This window comes from Methylophilus sp. UBA6697 (genome assembly GCF_002454655.1).
Taxonomy (GTDB): Bacteria; Pseudomonadota; Gammaproteobacteria; order Burkholderiales; family Methylophilaceae; genus Methylophilus.
The window spans coordinates 19,270-36,947 of sequence record NZ_DKJH01000044.1 but is presented as its reverse complement, the minus strand read 5'-3'; the positions used below and the strand labels follow the sequence as shown (position 1 = coordinate 36,947).

Here is a 17,678-nt window from a genome sequence, read left to right as displayed (position 1 = left end):
GCTATGTCTAAATTCAAGGTGCCAGCCACTGGCAGCAAAATCATTGTCAATGCCGATAATACCCTAAATGTTCCCGACCAACCTATTATCCCGTTTATCGAAGGCGATGGCATTGGTATCGACATCACACCACCCATGATCAAAGTGGTAGATAGCGCGGTTGAAAAAGCCTACGGCGGTAAGCGCAAGATCTCCTGGATGGAAGTCTATGCCGGTGAAAAATCCACGACCATATACGACAAAGACACCTGGTTATCTGACGAAACCATGGCAGCATTAAAAGAGTACGTCATCTCAATTAAGGGCCCATTGACTACACCAGTTGGCGGCGGCATTCGCTCATTGAACGTGACTTTGCGTCAGGAACTGGACTTATACGTCTGCCTGCGCCCGATTCAATACTTCACAGGCGTTCCTAGCCCGGTCAAACACCCGGAAAAAACCGACATGGTGATTTTCCGCGAAAACACTGAAGACATTTACGCTGGCATCGAGTGGGCAGCAGGCACCGAAGAAGTGAAAAAAGTCATCAACTTCTTGAGTGATATGGGTGTGCGCAAGAAAATCCGCTTCCCTGAAGCCTCTTCCATCGGCATCAAACCAGTATCCATCGACGGCAGCAAACGCCTAATCCGCAAGGCGATTCAATACGCGATTGATAACAACCGTAAATCAGTCACGATTACCCACAAAGGCAACATCATGAAGTTCACCGAAGGTGGCTTCCGTGACTGGGGTTATCAATTGGCCAAAGAAGAGTTTGGTGCAGAACTGATTGACGGTGGTCCATGGTGCAAACTGCCAAACGGCATCATCATTAAAGACTGTATCGCCGATGCATTCCTGCAGGAAATCCTGTTGCATCCTGAAGATTACGATGTCGTGGCAGCCTTGAACCTCAATGGCGACTATATGAGTGATGCGCTGGCAGCACAAGTCGGCGGCATCGGCATCGCGCCTGGCGCCAACCTGAGCGACACTATTGCCATGTTTGAAGCTACGCATGGTACGGCGCCTAAAATCGCCGGTAAAAACCTGGCCAATCCAAGCTCACTGATTTTGTCAGCCGAAATGATGTTACGCCATATGGGCTGGGTAGAAGCTGCAGACCTGGTATTGAATGGCGTGGCCAAAGCGATTGCCAGCAAACGCGTGACTGGCGACTTCAGTAGCCAGATGGAAGGTGCAACCCAGGTCGGTAGCGCTGAATTTGGTGACGAAATCATCAAACAGATGGCATAAGTCCTGGCCACTGGCCTCGATTTGAATATAAAAAAACGGCTCGCAATTGCGAGCCGTTTTGTATTTTTTACCCCTAAAACAAAATTATGCTTTTTGTATGTTTGAGGCCTGTTTCCCTTTGGGACCTTCAGTCACATCAAAGGATACACGTTGACCTTCTTTCAAGCTTTTATAACCAGATTCAACGATTGCGGAGAAGTGCGCGAACAAATCGTCACCGCCGTCATCGGGAGTAATGAATCCAAAGCCCTTAGAGTCGTTAAACCACTTTACGGTACCTGTTGCCATTTTACTTCCTTACTTTTTTACTTAACAGGGAGGCGCCCCAAAAGTTTGTCTCAAGTACTCCAGTCGCAATTAACAAGCTTTGCTTTACTTAAAGACGGCTACAAAAAACCTGAACCCAAACGCCTTAAGGATTTATAAGTTNNGTATCTTTTAACGAAAGCTAAAAAATACAATTAAAATTTGTATAAATGCTGCATGAGAGCCCGTCTTTTCTACGATTTGAATCTGTGATCCTCCACGTATACTAAAGTAAAAAGTATAGTGGTATCAGTACATTAACAGCCCTATTTCACTGTTTAGAAGACACGTTTAAAGACATCTATGGCAACACTGGAAAGTTCAAGAAAACTGGGAGGCATGGCGCGCATGCTGGTGCAATCTTCGCTGATGAACGAAGATGATGCCGCCGCATTGCAAGAAAAGTCCTCTGCACAAAAAGTCAGTTTTCTGGCGGCAACCTTGGCGCAAAAAAAGATTTCGGCTAAAGATATTGCGCAAACAGCCTCGAATGCTTTTGGCTTTCCCTTTCTAGACCTGGATGCACTGGACCAGGATTCACTGCCAGACAAAACCATAGACATCAAACTCATGCAGTCGCATCGGGTATTGCTGCTGCAACAAAAAAGCAATGTTGCCTATATTGCGATCTCCGACCCGACCAATCTGCACTCGCTGGATACTATCCAGTTTCAGATGGGCGCTACGCTGTTCCCTATCGTGGTGGAAGATGACAAGCTGGGCAAATGGATCGATAAAATTGTCGAATCCAAAGACACCAGCATGTCTAACCTCAATGCCGGCAGTGACGATTTTGACCTGGGGATGGAGGAAGCTGGCGAAGAACAGGAAGCAGAAGTCATACAAGAAGTCGACGATGCGCCTGTGGTCAAGTTCTTGCAAAAAATATTGCTGGATGCCATTAACATGGGGGCATCCGACTTGCACTTTGAGCCTTATGAAAAGTTTTACCGTATCCGCTTCAGGGTGGACGGTGTGTTAAGGGATATGTCGCAGCCGCCATTGGCAATCAAGGAAAAACTGGCCTCGCGCATCAAGGTCATCTCCAATCTGGATATTTCCGAAAAGAGAGTCCCGCAAGATGGGCGCATGAAGTTAATTATCACCAAAACCCGTGCCATTGATTTCCGCGTCAGCACCTTGCCATTGATTCACGGTGAAAAGATTGTGATGCGGATCCTGGACCCAACCAGCGCGACACTAGGCATTGAAGCCCTGGGCTATGAAGCAGAACAGCAAGCCTCGCTACTCAAGGCTATTCACCGCCCCTATGGCCTGGTATTGGTCACCGGGCCGACCGGCTCGGGTAAAACCGTCTCACTGTATACGTGTTTAAACCTACTGAATGACCCTGGCGTCAATATTTCTACCGCTGAAGACCCGGCAGAAATTCCTTTAGCGGGCATTAACCAAGTCAACGTGAATGATAAACAAGGCCTGACCTTTGCTGCGGCACTAAAATCCTTTTTACGTCAGGACCCGGACATCATCATGATTGGTGAAATTCGTGACCTGGAAACTGCAGACATGGCAATCAAGGCAGCGTCTACCGGCCATATGGTATTGTCTACCCTGCATACCAATGATGCGCCAACCACTTTATCTCGATTATTGAATATGGGCGTCGCCCCCTTCAATATTGCTTCTGCCGTGACGTTAATTACAGCACAGCGCCTGGCCAGGCGTTTATGCAAGCACTGCAAAGTACCCTTAAGCGTGCCACAAGAGGCACTGCTCAAAGTGGGCTTTACCGAAGCCATGCTGGAAGGTGACTGGCAATTATATGGCGCGAAAGAAGGCGGCTGTGAACACTGCAATAATGGCTACAAAGGCCGTGTCGGCATTTACCAGGTAATGCCTATCACTGAAGCCATGGCGCAGATCATTATGTCCAACGGCAATGCGCTGGATATTGCCGCGCAAGCGAAAAAGGACGGTGTGAAAGATTTACGCGAATCAGGCTTACTTAAAGTAAAACAGGGCCTAACCTCGATTGAAGAAGTGGAAGCGGTCACCAATGAATAACTCCGGTGAGTCAATCAACCAATTTTAAGAAAACACTATGGCGACTGGCAATATCAAACAATCCGTATATCAATGGGAAGGCAAAGACCGCAAAGGCAAGCTGGTTAAAGGCGAGATGCGCGCCAATGGTGAAGCCGTGGTCAATGCCACGTTGCGTCGCCAGGGCATTACGATCATCAAGGTCAAAAAGCAAAGCGCCCTGGCCACCAAAGGCAAGGTCACAGACAAAGATGTCACCTTGTTTACCCGCCAGCTCGCCACCATGATGAAAGCCGGTGTGCCTTTGCTGCAAGCTTTTGATATTGTCGGCAAGGGGCACCATAATCCGGCTGTGTCAAAATTGCTAGGCGATATTAAGTCCGATGTTGAAACCGGCAGCAGTTTGAGCGCGGCTTTCCGCAAATACCCGCTGCATTTTGATCAACTGTTCTGTAACCTGGTAGGCGCCGGTGAGCAGGCAGGTATTCTGGACTCTTTACTTGAGCGATTGGCGACCTATAAAGAAAAAATTCTCGCCATTAAAAGCAAAATCAAATCCGCATTGGTGTATCCAGCGTCGATTATCGTCGTCGCGTTTGTGATCACCGCCGTGATTATGATTTTCGTAGTGCCTGCATTTAAAGACCTGTTCAGCAGTTTTGGGGCAGATTTACCGGGCCCAACGGTCGTAGTGATCAACTTATCCGACTTCTTTGTTAAATGGTGGTGGGCAGTCTTTGGCTCGATTGGCGGCGGCTTATGGTTCTTCTTCTACACATGGAAGCGCTCCGAGAAACTGCAAGCGACCATGGACCGTCTCATGCTGCGGTTGCCCATTTTCGGTGAGTTGATCCGTAAAGCCACTATTGCGCGCTTTGCCCGTACACTATCGACCATGTTTGCGGCGGGTGTGCCATTGGTAGAGGCGCTGGACTCCGTTGCTGGGGCTTCTGGCAACAAAGTGTATTTTGATGCCACCAAGAAGATCCAAAGCGAAGTCAGTACCGGCACCAGCCTCACTGTATCGATGCAGAATGCCAATGTATTCCCTAATATGGTCATTCAGATGACCGCCATTGGTGAGGAATCCGGCTCTTTAGATGGCATGCTGACCAAAGTCGCTGACTTTTACGAAGGTGAAGTGGATGACGCCGTGGCAGCCATTTCCAGCCTGATGGAACCCGTGATTATGGTAGTGCTTGGTGTATTGATCGGTGGCCTGGTCGTCGCCATGTATATGCCTATTTTCAAAATGGGCAAGGTGGTCAGCGGCGCTGGATAAATCCAGCGCTCAAAAAAAGGGGCTATTCAATAGCCCCTTTTTTATTCACGCATCCACACTACTTTTTTGCTGCCTGTAACGACTTCTCAATTTCATCAGCAGGCTGCGCACCTAACATGCGCTTGCCATTTTCAAAGAACAGGGTCGGCGTGCTGTTAACCCCCACTTTATGCGCCAATTCGCCGACTTTTTCCAGCGGCACGTCACATTTAGCTGTAGAAGTTGGCAATTTGTTATTGAAAATCCAGTCCTGCCAGGCTTTCACCCGATTGCTGGCACACCAGATACTGCGTGATTTATTAGCCGCATCCGGGTGCAATTGCTCAATCGGATACAAGAAAGTGTAAATGGTCACGTCGTTAATATTGCTGAGCTCTTTCTGCTCCAGACGTTTACAGAATGGGCAGTCCACATCTGAAAACACCACCAGTTTGCGGCTACCATTGCCTTTAACCACTTTAATCGCCTGATCCAGCGGCAAGCTGTTGAAGTCAATTTTAGTCAATTCATCCATGCGCTCACCGGTAATGTCTTTTTTGGTTTTTGGATCAACCAGGCGACCTTCGGCAATCAGGAAACTGAATTTGTCATCGGTATAAATAATTTGCCCCCCCATAAATACTTCATACAGACCTGGGTATGGCGTTTTGGTTACACTGTCGACCTTGAATTTTGGATAAGCACCCTCTACCAGTTTCTTCAGGCTGGCTTCGTCTGCAACGCCGTTAAAAGACCATAGTGTGGCCAAGGCAATCAAGCCACCCATCACACACTGGCCGATAGATTTTTTCATGACATACTCTTTCTCAAACATGCGCAATGGCTCACTGCCATATCAGCCCTGAGTCGCTGCGCGAATTAAAAAACGTTTAAGCATAGCACTGTTTTCCACCCCACGTAAGCCTAGCAGGGCGGCGTGTGTCCACACGGCTTGCGGACGTGCAAACAAGCCATCCAGGCCGCGTGTCAGTGCATGCATCTTCAAAATATCCGGCTGCCGTGTACGCATGACATGCCGTAAAAAACGTGCGTCGCCTAATGGCCGGATCGCTGGCAATTGGGCAACCTGCGCACAAAGTGCTTGTACATCCTGAAAACCCAGGTTGACGCCTTGCCCAGCCATCGGATGCACCTGATGCGCGGCATCACCTAACAGCATGACTTGCGGCAACGCCATGGTATCAGCGGTGTTCTGCATCAGCGGGAAAGCGAGCACAGGGCCACTAGGCGTTAACTGCCCAAGCACTTTGCCACTGCGCTCTGCCACTTCCACGGCTAATGCTTCTGCGGACAACACCTGTTTTTGCGTGGCAAGCGCATGAGGCAAAGCCCACACCAGTGATACCTGTTGTTGCGGCATGGGCAACAAAGCCAAGGTCTCGTGTTCGCCGAACCACTGCCTGGCAATATTGCCATGTGGCCGCTCGGCTTTAAAGTTGGTCACCAACGCCGTTTGTGCAAAATCCACTTGCTGCACACCCACGTCACATTGCGACCGCACCCATGAACGTGCACCATCAGCGCCTAATAACAATGACGCCTCAATCTCATGCTGCGGTAAGGATAAGCGCACGATATGACCGCAATGTTGCAATGACTGCGCCGGGGCGTCGGTGATCACAGTCACCTCAGACTCAGCTAATGCCTGCCAGCAAGCATGCATCAAGGCCTGGCTTTCAACGATGTACCCCATCTCAGACAAGTGCGCTTCGTCAGCATTCAGGCACAAGCTAGGCGTGGCATGACTATGGGTGGGTGACCATAAATGCATGGCTGCAATCGGATTAATACGACTGCCTGGCAGACGTGACCACACGCCAAGCTCGCGCAACCAGTCTACGGTTTGATTGGTGAGTGCATAGATACGGGCATCCCAATGCGCCATATCTGCAATCCAGTCCTCAGGCAGTGATTGTGCCGGTTTGGCATCGGTCAACACCACCTGTTTACCCAGACGCGACAGAGCAATCGCGGCGGTCAGGCCAACCAGGCCTGCACCCACAATCACAACATCGGTTTTAATCAAAGGATGTTCAGCTGCCATAACTCATCTTGTTGACCAGGAAACGCCGCGCCATCGGCAACAAGCTGAGTGCGCCAAGTCCAGCCCCCCTTAACAGACCGACCCCGACCAGGTCATTGGAAAATACATTGACCAGAAAATCGGTGAACTGCAAGCCACGACCAGTATCGCGCTGGCGAGACTGGTGATACTCCGCTAGGCGGTGTGCGGCGCCCCATTCATTGGCTTGCGTCGCTGCCACATTCTTAGCCAGTGCCACGGCATCGCGGATGCCGACATTAAACCCCTGCCCCGCCACCGGGTGCATGGTTTGTGCCGCGTTACCGATGACCACGCAATGCGCGGCGAACGTCTGACCCAGTTTACTCAATTTGAGTGGGAACCTGAATCGTTTACCCGCATGCAAAAATCTTCCAACGCGGTCACCAAATGCCTCATGCAGAGCTTGTAGAAAAGCAGCGTCATCCAGCGCGGCGATCTCATCCAGATAGGCCTGCTCGCCCGTCCACACCAGCGAAAATTGTTGCCCGTTCGGTAATAATGCCATTGGCCCGCGTGGCGTAAACCGCTCGTAGGCAATATTGTGGTGCGGCTGCTCGGTTTGCACCAGACCAACCAGCGCATCGTGTCCATAATGCTTGGTTTCGCGCACCAGGCCAGGAATGGCCTCCAGGCTGCGGCCACCATCGGCAATCACTGCCAAGGGCGTCGCTAATACCTGTATGCCACCATCAACAGGCTGATACTCAATTTCCGTCGCGCTGGCATGAACATTCAGGCCGGTTACCGGCACCTGGTATTGCATGGTGATGCCGGCAGGTGATTGCTCAAGTCGCGCATCCAGCGCCTGCATCAAGGCGCCATAAGAAACCACATACCCCAAGGCAGGCAAATCATGCTCTTGCGCCTTAAGCACGGTGCGGCCAAAACCCTTCTGTTGCGAAACATGGATGGTTTCAATCGCGGTAACAGCAGTTTCCAGTAAAGGCCACACGCCTAGTTGCGCCAATACCTGGCGCGTGCCGTAAGACAATGCCAACGCGCGGCCATCGCCATACATGGCACCTGGCGACTGCGCCTCCAGCACCGTCACCGGCACACCAGATTGTTGCAACGATAGCGCCAGCACCAGCCCGACCGGGCCGCCGCCTATCACTACCGGATGGTCTATGGTTTGCATCACACTGACTGCCTTTGACTCAATCTCAATATATACTCAATAGCTTAAACAATGACTTTTTAAACAGCTGCAGCGCGCTGACGCATCAGCACCTCAATGTCGGCAACCGTCTTTACTGCCGCTGAGGTAATCACGTCATGCCCCTTGTCGGTCACCAGCACATCATCTTCAATGCGGATACCGATATTCCAGAAATGTTCAGGTACATTGTCTGCCGGCCGCACATAACAGCCTGGCTCTACCGTCAGCATATTGCCGGGCTGTAGCATGACCCAGTCACCATTGGCTGTTTTATATTCACCGGCATCATGTACATCCAGCCCCAACCAGTGGCCGGTACGATGCATGTAGAACTGGCGGTAACTGCCAGTTTCCAGCACGGCATCACGGCTGCCCTGGCACAAACCATAATGGATAAAGCCATCCACCAGCACATCCAGCGCCGCCTCATGCGGCGCATTCCAGTGATGCTGCGGACTCACGCTGGCAATAGCCGCCGCTTGTGACGCCAGTACCAGTTCATACAAATCTTTTTGTGGGCCACTGAAACGGCCGCTCACCGGAAAAGTACGCGTAATATCAGAGGCATAACCATCCAGCTCGCAACCGGCATCGATCAGCAGCAAATCGCCCACGTTTAGCTGGGCATTATTAGCGTTGTAATGCAAGGTACAGGCATTGGCCCCGCCTGCCACAATGCTGGTATAGGCTGGCGCCTGTGCACCCTGGCTATAAAACGCATGTAAAAATTCCGCTTCAATTTCATATTCCCACTTGCCAGGGATCACTGCCCGCATGGCGCGATTGTGTGCGCTGGCGGCAATACTGGCAGAGCGACGCATGAGATTAATTTCGTAAGGCGATTTAAGCAGACGCATGGCATCCAGCGTTTGACGTACGTCAACCAGCTTGGATGGCGCTTGTACGCCCGTGCGGGCTTGCGCCTTGACGGCATTCAGCCAAGCGCTGACTTTCGCATCCCAGCCCGCATCACTGCCCAGGCTGAAAAACAACTCTGGCTGATTTGCCATCAATTTAGGCAACTGCTCATCTAATTGCGTGATGGAATACGCCTCATCAAAACCAAACTCGGTTTTAGCCGCGTCTGGGCCATAGCGAAAACCGTCCCAAATTTCGCGATCAATGTCTTTATCACGGCAAAACAGAATCGTTTTTGGCGATGGCCCGGCAATCAGCACCAACACGGCTTCAGGTTCTTTAAAACCAGTCAGGTAATAAAAATAACTGTCAAAACGGTAAGGGTAGTGACTGTCGCGATTGCGCGTCACTTCGGGTGCGGTTGGAATTACTGCGATACCCGCTTGCATGCTGGTGATCAGTTGCTGGCGACGACGGGAAAATTCTTGCATGGGAACACTCAAGGCACATTCTGAATAGTGAGGAATTGTAGCGTATTTGGGTGGCAATTGCTGGAATGGTTCCGGCCAAATACGGTCAGAAGCCCATCATTTCATATAACTCAGATTGCCTGACATTTTTTTCGGCATTTTGCAGCGTGCCATCATCCTGCCATTGCTGCAGTTGCCGCGCAAGGATAGGCTGCACCTGCCCGGCACGCATGCCGGGTTTGATCGCAGGCAAATACAGCATCTTCAGCAATAAAGCATCGAGGCCAGTGAGCAATGACTCAGGCGTTTTATCGTTAAATACCGAGGGATACACTTTGTCGGAATCATTCGGCAAGCCCATGGCCTGCGTGATCTCTTCCACAATACAAGATACCAGCGAACCACGCTCATTCGCATGGTCGACAGGAATCACCACCCAGGCGCGCTTGATGGCATTTTGTGCATCGAGGGTGAGGCCGAACATACATATGGCATCGGCGGGTGGTGGCCTGCTTTTATTGCCACTTACTTGTGCAACTTCTTGATGCCACAGGGCAGACTGGCTAAACACCACTGTCATATTAGCTTCTGCTGCGCTAGCTGCAAAACTGATCGGGTGACCGGTAATTTGCGATAAATGGCGTAAATGATAGCGCGTAAGTTTCGTATGTTTGTCAGCCTGGTCTGCATGATGCACCAACCATACCTTGACCGGCTGCTGCCATTTGCGCACGACTTGCTCGCCCGCAACATATTCACTATGCAGCGCCACCTCATTGAATGCCTGCTGCAAATACTCTGGGGATTGCCAGGATTCTTCCGCGAATGCCGATGCTGCCAGCATGAGGCACGGCAACAGAAAAACCATCAGCCAATGCTTAATCATGAGGTTTCGCCACCTCGGCACGTAGCGGCGTTAATAGCGATGACAAGCCATTGTGGTCAATTTCACGCATGAGGTGCAACAAGCGACCTAGTTCGCCTGGCGGAAAACCCTCACGTGCAAACCAGTGCAGATAATGGCCAGGCAAGTCGGCGATCAGCCTGCCCTGATATTTGCCATAAGGCATTTTGAGGGTAACCAACTGCATCAGATCTTCTTTTTTCATGGGAACAATAGGGATGAGCAATACATTATTTTAAGCACAATCCACTATTTTTAAGCTTTATTTCACAACGGCCCTAAAAAAATCCCGCCGCCAGCCGTTATTCCCCTTGAGTACGTTTGAATACTTAACAATAAGAAGATTCTTTGCGTTGAATTTAACATCGCGAGAGGCCATGATGCAATACGAAATTACTAAAGAAAAAAGTGCAGAATATCTGCGACAAGCCATCCATCATATGTCGATGCAGGATGCGGCTTTTCATCCGGTCAGCTACGCGGTCTGGTATGAATATTCCTCGGGCGAACATGTGCGCCTGATTGAAGAAGTGAATGACTTGATTGAGAAAGAGAAAAGACTTAACGAAAAGAGCACTACCCACCTGTTTAACAAACATATTGCCGGTGCCGATGCCGATAGTGCCAAGGTGCTGGTGGAGCGCTTCAACCAGGTGGTGACCAGTATCACCTCTTCCACAGAAAAAGCCGGGCAAGAGACCTCACAGTTTAGAAAATCACTCGACGCCTGGTCTGATGAGATTCAACAACTGGATCCACAGCTAGGGGCGCAATTAGGCTCTTTGCTGTCTGACACCCAACAAATGCAAACCTCCATGCATGGTTTACAGCATCAACTAACCTCTAGTCTGGAGGAAATCGCTGACCTGAAAAACGAGATTATGAAAGCCAAGCAAGAGGCGATCTCGGATGGTCTGACCGGACTGATGAACCGTAAAGGATTTGATAGCGCATTGCATCAATGCCTGGACACCGGGCCCGCTGAAGAAACATGCCTGATGATTGCCGATATTGATTTCTTTAAAAAAGTAAATGACAGCTACGGACATTTATTCGGCGACAAAGTCATTCAGGCCGTGGCCAGGATATTAAAAACCGTGTCTGGCAATTTATATACCGCTGCCCGCTACGGTGGTGAAGAATTTGTGCTGTTGCTGCCGCACACCAGTATGGATATTGCACACGAAATTGCAGAGAATATTCGTCGCCAGGTCGCCGCCATCACCATTAAAAACAATGTCACCCAGCGGCTGATTTCCAACATTACCATTTCCATGGGTGTCACCGCTTACCATCCGGGGGAATCTGCTGACAGCTTTATTACACGGGCTGACCAGGCTTTATATACCTCAAAAGCACAAGGCCGTAATCAGGTCACCCTGTTAAACGGGGAACTTGCAGCCGCCTGATGGCTTTAAAGCAAGTCGCGTTTCTGCTCAGGAATATCCTCATAGGGATAACGCGAATGCCCAAAGCGCATCACCAATACGGAAATCGCCAATATCAGAATGGCAGCAGACACCGCTAACATATGTGTCTCTGTCATTTCCTTCATATCCAGCAATAAATAGCGAGCCAAAGCCACCATGGCGATATAAATCGGATAACGCATGGGCAATTTACCGGTGCCAAAATAGCTGTTAATCATGGAGAACACTTCCAGATATAAAAACAGCTGCAGCAAATCACCGAGACCGACCATACCTGCGTCCCACATGCGCGCCAATTCGTGCGCCAGCGAGAAAAAAGTAGCGATGGTCACTAATCCTAGCCCCAATCGCTCTATCCACATTAATGCCTGATGGGCAATTTTATCGGTACGATGTTCATAAGGTGGCTTCATTATTCCCCCTGATTTGTAGCCAATGATCGAGCTGCTCTAAACGCTCCGCTGTGCCGATATCATGCCACAAACCCAGGTGATGTTGTCCAGTCACGCGTTGCTGTTGCATCGCAGCTTTTAACAACGGCGCCAATTTGGCTGCCTGCCCAGGGGGCACACTATCGAATAGCTCAGGATGATAGACACCTACGCCCGAAAAAGTGAGACGATGCCCGGCGGACTCAATCACCAGTCCGTTTTCCAGGCCAAAGTCACCACTCGCATGCTGCGGTGGATTATCCACCATAACCAGGTGCGCCAATTTACCAGCTGGCAAATGCAGGCTGGCATAATCAATATCGGTAAACACGTCTCCATTCACCACCAGGAACGGCTCGTCACCCAACAAAGGCAAGGCATTCGCAATGCCGCCTGCCGTCTCCAGAGCCTGCGGCTCGGCGCTATAACGGATATGCACCTGCCATTGCGCACCATCGCGCAATGCGGCTTCAATCTGCTGCCCCAAATGTGCATGATTAATCACTAACTCGGTAAAACCGGCCCGCGCCAATCGCTCGATATGCCACACAATCAGTGGTTTGCCACCGACCAGCAGCAACGGTTTGGGCGTATGGTCGGTCAGTGGCCGCATCCGTTCGCCACGCCCTGCCGCCAGGATCATTGCCCGCATGATTTACGCTGCCTTTTCCAGGGCCAACAGTAACCTTAAAAATGGCCGCAGTTCGACATAGCGTTCGCACGCTGCCTGCAAATACTGCATCACTAGCGGCATATCCTTAAGATAGCCATCTTTACCATCACGATGATACAAACGGGCAAAAATACCCAGCACCTTGATATGGCGCTGCACGCCCATCCACTCAAAATCTTTATAAAACTCGCCAAAATCGGCAATGACTGGTAAGCCAGCTTTTTTAGCAGACTGCCAGTAACGTACTACCCAGTCCATCAGGTCTTCTTCGTCCCAGCGGATATAGGCATCTTTGAACAAAGACGCCAGGTCGTAGGTAATGGCCCCGATGACGGCATCCTGAAAGTCCAGCACTCCCGGGTTATTATCCGTGGTCACCATTAGGTTGCGCGAGTGATAATCCCTGTGCACCGTCACTTGCGGTTGCTGCAAAATATTGTCGATCAGCAAGCCAAACGTCTTATCCATCACGGCCTGCTGCTCTGCCGTCAGCGTTTTACCTAAATGCTTGCTCACATACCACTCCGGGAACAATTGCAATTCGCGCATCAGCAAGGCTGCATCATATGCTGGCAACGCGTCTGGCTGTGTTGCCAGTTGCATCTTGATCAGGGCCTGGCAAGCATCGCCATATAAAGCCTTGGCGTTGTCACGATTCAGTTGCGACAGATAGGTGTCGTTACCGAGATCGCTTAGCAACAAAAAGCCTTGCGTAACGTCTTGCGCCACGATCTTGGGCACATTGAGCCCGGCGGCCAACAGTTGCTCAGCCACGCGCACAAACGGGCGACAGTCTTCCTGCGGCGGTGGCGCATCCATGGCAATCAGGGTTTGCGTCGGCAAATGCACGCGGAAATAACGCCTGAAACTGGCGTCTGCCGAAGCCGTAGTGAGTGTAAAAGGCTGATCGAGCACCTGCTGTAGCCATTGTTGTAGTTGCTGTGTTCTATCCACAAATGTTCCCAAATAATGAATCGGCCCATACTACCGGGCATTACTGTTAAAATGCGGCTGTCATTTTAAGTGAAAAATGACTTTTTAAGCATTTTCATGAATAATATAGCCCAATTGAAACGGGACATCTGGCCGTATGGTCCGGGATGCGTGCATACAAACGTCGGCCATTAGCAGGCCTTACCGAAACGATCACTCTTTGAATAATTTGCAAGCTCACTCATCCACTTTTCAGGAACGCGGCATCCGTCTGATTTTGGCGCTCACCGCCATCGGCACGCTGGCGCCTGTGCATGCGCGCGCGGATGATCAGGCTGAAGCACCACTTATAGTAGTGGCGGAAAACACCACCTTGCCCGGTGCGATTGAAATTGAAGGCGACACCTTGCAACTGCGCATGGACCGCCAAATGCGCGCCATAGGCAACGCGGTGATCCGCAAAGAAGGCCAGCAAGTCACCGGGGATGATATCCGCTACGACATCCAGAATGACGAACTGCAAGTGGACGGTAACGCGGTGATTACAGCCGGGCAAACCAAAATTACGGGCCCGATGTTGCGTATGCGCATGAGCGAAAATATTGGTGAAATGCGAGATGTCACTATTGAGTTTAAAAGCAGCCAACCGCCACCTAGCAACCAGGATAGCAGTCCACTATTGAGCGACCAGGCGATTTTGCTCAGTGACCCTAAAAGATACCTGGAAGACAATCAGTCTTACAGCACCCAAAAAACAACCAGCTCTTTTGATAATATTCGCGCCACCGCAAAACAAGTATTGTTTGAAGGCCAGAATATCAAACGCCTGAAAAAAGCCAGCTACACCTCGTGTGCCGCTGACGTAGATGACTGGTATATCAAAACCAACAATCTTGAACTCAATGACTACACACGGACTGGCGAAGCCACCAATGCATATGTTGAGTTCAAAGGCGTGCCTATTCTTTATACACCGTGGATGAGCTTCTCGTATAACAACCAGCGTAAAAGTGGCTTACTGGCACCACTGTGGGGAACCACTTCCAGAAGCGGCTTCGAGTTGCTCACCCCCTACTATATTAATATCCGGCCAGATATGGATGCGACGATCGCCACCCGCTTCCTCAGTAAACGTGGTGTGCAACTACAGGGCGAATTTCGCTATCTGGATGAAGATTACTCAGGCATCAACAACCTTGAGTACCTGGATAAAGACAGCCTGACGGATCAAACGCGTTTTTACGCCAGGCTATCGCACTTGCAACGCTTCAGCGACCATTGGTCAGGTGGTTATAACCTGGAAAAGGTCTCAGACAACACCTATTTCTCCGAGATGGCAACCAGAATTCAGGTCACTTCACGCGTGAATTTGCAACAAAGTGCATTTGTTAACTATAACAGTGAGCATGTGACGTTTAATGGCACGGTGCAGCGTTATCAAAACCTGGATGACGTCTCCTATGTTTACCAACGGTTGCCGCAGCTGACATTTTCATACAACGATGAATGGAAAGGTTTCAAAACCCAAACTGGCGCACAATACGTCAATTTCCAGACCATGGATGGCATGATTGACAAGCCTTCAGGTAGTCGTTTGAGCCTCTACCCATCCATTTCTTACCCGATGAAAAATGCTTATGGCTTCATCACGCCTAAAGTCGGGATTCAAACAACGCAATACAGCCTGAGTAACAATGTGCCCTTGGGATATTCGCAAGAATACAACCAGTTGAACCGCACATTGCCTATCGTCAGCCTGGACTCAGGTTTGTATTTTGACCGTGAAACCAGTTTATTTGACACGAACTATACGCATACCCTCGAGCCACGCGCTTACTATGTGTACATTCCATATCGCGACCAGAGCAAAATCCCGATTTTTGATACTTCACTCAACACCCTCAACCAGAACTCGATTTTCTATGAAAACCAGTTTAGTGGTGATGACCGCATCAATAATGCCAATCAAATGACAGTGGCCCTGACCAGTCGCCTGATTGATAGCGAAACCGGGATTGAACGTTTAAGCGCCACGTTGGGGCAGCGTTTTTATTTTGATGATCTGCAAGTCTCGCTGCCAAGCACGACCCCAAGTTCCCGCAAATCATCAGACATTCTCGCCGGATTTACAGCGCGTCTTTCGAGCCGCTTAAACCTGGACACGTTCTGGCAGTATGACCCGGACCGCGGCAACATGGAGCGTAATAACTACTTGCTACGCTACAATCCAGAGCCAGGTAAGTCATTCAGCTTTGGTTATCGATACACCGCCAATACACTCGAACAATTCGACACTTCAGCCCAATGGCCATTAGGCGCTGGTTGGTACGGTATCAGCCGCCTTAACTACTCGATCCGCGATGGCAACGCGGTGCAATTCCTGGGTGGATTAGAATATGATGCTGGTTGCTGGCAGGCCCGCGCAGTCATGCAACGTGTACAAACAGCGACTGCCAACGCGAACTATGCCATGTTTTTCCAACTCGAACTCGGTGGGTTGACCTCGATTGGTGCCAACCCGTTAAATGTGATCAAGCGCAATATTCCAAGCTATATGCGCACCTATGATATCCCGGCAATTTACAGAGACCAGAACGCGCAATGATGAAACGTTTATCTAATTTCCTTATCTCCACGATGGTGTTTGCGCTGTACGCATCGCAATCAACAACACTATTTGCCGCAGAAAAACGTCCGATTGAAAAAATGGATCGCATCATTGCGGTAGTCGACCAATCCGTCATTACGGAACGGGAAATGCTGAACCGTATGGAGTCAGTCAAGACACAAATGATTAAAAAAGGCGTTGAAGTACCGCCTGATGAGGTACTGCAAAAGCAGATTCTGGAACGCCTGATCGTCGATAGCCTGCAACTGCAACTGGCCGCCCAAACCGGCATTAAAGTTGAAGATGCACAACTGGACAAAACAATTGAGCGGATTGCCGAACAAAACAACCTGACCTTGCCTGCCTTTAAAAAAGCACTGGAGGAAGACGGTACCCAGTTCTACAAATTTCGTGAAGACATCCGCAATGACATTATTCTTGCCCGCCTGCGCGAGCGCGATGTAGACAACAAGGTGAATATTTCCGAAGCCGAAATTGACAACTATTTAACGACACAAGAGAAAGAAGGCGATCTGGATGAGTTCAACATCTCGCAAATCCTGGTTCGCCTGCCGGAAGACAGTTCGCCAGAAGACATTCAAAAAGCCAGAGCACGCACGGAACAAATTACCAAAGCGCTGGCTGAAGGCATGAGTTTTGAAAAAGCCTCTGCCAATTTTTCAGATGCGCCTAACGCGCTGGATGGCGGTAGTTTAGGCTGGCGCAGCGGTCAGCAAATGCCAGCCCAGTTTCTGGAACTGGTTAAAACATTGCAAGCGGGTGGCGTCTCACGTCCAATCCGCAGCGGTACCGGCGTACATATCCTTAAACTGAATGACAGACGCGCAGGTGCCAGCACCCTGATTGTTGAGCAAACCCATGTGCGCCACATTCTGCTAAAGCCCAATGAAGTTTTGTCTGACAAAGAAGCCAAGCAAAAAATTGACGGCATCAAGGAGCGCATAGACCATGGTACACCGTTCCAGGACATGGCACGCCAATACTCAGACGATGGCAGTGCTTCCAGTGGCGGCGACCTGGGCTGGATCAGTCCGGGTGACACCGTGCCTGTGTTTGAAAAAACCATGGCCGAACTGGCAGTGAACGAAGTCAGCTCACCTATCCGCAGCCAGTTTGGCTGGCACATCATTCAGGTACTGGAACGCCGCAAACAGGATATGTCCAAAGAATCCAAACGTTTAAAAGCACGCCAGGAAATCCGCGCGCGCAAAGCGGAAGAGTCTTATAACGACTGGATCCACGAACTGCGTGACAAAGCCTTTGTTGAAATGCGCTTAGAAGACAAATTCTAA

The 17,678-nt window shown here is 50.2% G+C and carries 16 protein-coding genes; 6 read left to right on the top strand and 10 right to left on the bottom strand.

Annotated features, from left to right (window positions below; genetic code table 11):
• Positions 1-3: 3 nt before the first annotated feature.
• Positions 4-1,242, top strand: coding sequence for an NADP-dependent isocitrate dehydrogenase (gene icd, locus B3355_RS12185; RefSeq protein WP_414683425.1), 1,239 nt, complete (start codon positions 4-6; stop codon positions 1,240-1,242).
• An 84-nt stretch (positions 1,243-1,326) separates the two neighbouring features.
• On the opposite strand, the gene B3355_RS12180 is transcribed toward icd, so the two are convergent.
• A complete protein-coding gene (locus tag B3355_RS12180) occupies positions 1,327-1,530 on the bottom strand; it encodes a cold-shock protein (RefSeq protein ID WP_013441419.1) in 204 nt (67 codons plus the stop codon).
• 321 nt (positions 1,531-1,851) lie between these two features.
• Here B3355_RS12180 and pilB point away from each other — a divergent pair, with 321 nt between their 5' ends.
• Positions 1,852-3,573: a type IV-A pilus assembly ATPase PilB gene (gene pilB / locus B3355_RS12175; protein WP_292784312.1), complete on the top strand. Its 1,722-nt coding sequence runs from the start codon at positions 1,852-1,854 to the stop codon at positions 3,571-3,573.
• Positions 3,574-3,610: 37 nt separating this feature from the next.
• The gene (locus B3355_RS12170) at positions 3,611-4,834 is read left to right on the top strand and encodes a type II secretion system F family protein (protein WP_292784309.1); all 1,224 of its coding nucleotides are present in this window, start codon (positions 3,611-3,613) and stop codon (positions 4,832-4,834) included.
• A 58-nt stretch (positions 4,835-4,892) separates the two neighbouring features.
• On the opposite strand, the gene B3355_RS12165 is transcribed toward B3355_RS12170, so the two are convergent.
• The 6 genes from B3355_RS12165 to B3355_RS12140 all read right to left on the bottom strand — a co-directional run bounded on the left by B3355_RS12165 (position 4,893) and on the right by B3355_RS12140 (position 10,495).
• Positions 4,893-5,600, bottom strand: a complete 708-nt coding sequence (locus tag B3355_RS12165; RefSeq protein ID WP_369798341.1) for a DsbC family protein — start codon at positions 5,598-5,600, stop codon at positions 4,893-4,895.
• 69 nt (positions 5,601-5,669) lie between these two features.
• Positions 5,670-6,878, bottom strand: a complete 1,209-nt coding sequence (locus tag B3355_RS12160) for an FAD-dependent monooxygenase (RefSeq protein ID WP_292784305.1) — start codon at positions 6,876-6,878, stop codon at positions 5,670-5,672.
• Positions 6,868-8,037 (bottom strand): FAD-dependent monooxygenase, encoded by a 1,170-nt coding sequence (locus B3355_RS12155; RefSeq protein WP_292784384.1) that lies wholly within the window; start codon positions 8,035-8,037, stop codon positions 6,868-6,870. Before B3355_RS12155 ends, B3355_RS12160 begins: the two co-directional genes overlap by 11 nt.
• Before the next feature lie 59 nt (positions 8,038-8,096).
• Positions 8,097-9,407: an aminopeptidase P N-terminal domain-containing protein gene (locus B3355_RS12150; RefSeq protein ID WP_292784302.1), complete on the bottom strand. Its 1,311-nt coding sequence runs from the start codon at positions 9,405-9,407 to the stop codon at positions 8,097-8,099.
• A gap of 85 nt (positions 9,408-9,492) precedes the next feature.
• Positions 9,493-10,272, bottom strand: a complete 780-nt coding sequence (locus B3355_RS12145; protein ID WP_292784299.1) for a DUF2927 domain-containing protein — start codon at positions 10,270-10,272, stop codon at positions 9,493-9,495.
• Positions 10,265-10,495, bottom strand: a complete 231-nt coding sequence (locus B3355_RS12140) for a DUF3820 family protein (RefSeq protein ID WP_047517250.1) — start codon at positions 10,493-10,495, stop codon at positions 10,265-10,267. The genes B3355_RS12145 and B3355_RS12140 overlap by 8 nt, the downstream gene beginning before the upstream one ends.
• 172 nt (positions 10,496-10,667) lie before the next feature.
• Here B3355_RS12140 and B3355_RS12135 point away from each other — a divergent pair, with 172 nt between their 5' ends.
• Positions 10,668-11,699, top strand: a complete 1,032-nt coding sequence (locus B3355_RS12135) for a GGDEF domain-containing protein (RefSeq protein WP_019882819.1) — start codon at positions 10,668-10,670, stop codon at positions 11,697-11,699.
• 5 nt (positions 11,700-11,704) lie between these two features.
• On the opposite strand, the gene B3355_RS12130 is transcribed toward B3355_RS12135, so the two are convergent.
• The 3 genes from B3355_RS12130 to B3355_RS12120 are packed head-to-tail and all read right to left on the bottom strand — an operon-like array spanning position 11,705 to position 13,778.
• Positions 11,705-12,133, bottom strand: a complete 429-nt coding sequence (locus B3355_RS12130; RefSeq protein ID WP_019882820.1) for a phosphate-starvation-inducible protein PsiE — start codon at positions 12,131-12,133, stop codon at positions 11,705-11,707.
• Positions 12,117-12,803, bottom strand: coding sequence for an N-acetylmuramate alpha-1-phosphate uridylyltransferase MurU (murU, locus tag B3355_RS12125; protein WP_292784290.1), 687 nt, complete (start codon positions 12,801-12,803; stop codon positions 12,117-12,119). The genes B3355_RS12130 and murU overlap by 17 nt, the downstream gene beginning before the upstream one ends.
• A 3-nt stretch (positions 12,804-12,806) precedes the next feature.
• Positions 12,807-13,778, bottom strand: coding sequence for an aminoglycoside phosphotransferase family protein (locus tag B3355_RS12120; RefSeq protein ID WP_292784287.1), 972 nt, complete (start codon positions 13,776-13,778; stop codon positions 12,807-12,809).
• A 199-nt stretch (positions 13,779-13,977) separates the two neighbouring features.
• On the opposite strand from B3355_RS12120, the gene B3355_RS12115 reads away from it, so the two are divergent.
• Positions 13,978-16,362, top strand: coding sequence for an LPS-assembly protein LptD (locus B3355_RS12115; protein ID WP_292784284.1), 2,385 nt, complete (start codon positions 13,978-13,980; stop codon positions 16,360-16,362).
• On the top strand, positions 16,359-17,678 hold the full coding sequence (locus B3355_RS12110) for a peptidylprolyl isomerase (RefSeq protein WP_414683424.1): 1,320 nt from the start codon (positions 16,359-16,361) through the stop codon (positions 17,676-17,678). The genes B3355_RS12115 and B3355_RS12110 overlap by 4 nt, the downstream gene beginning before the upstream one ends.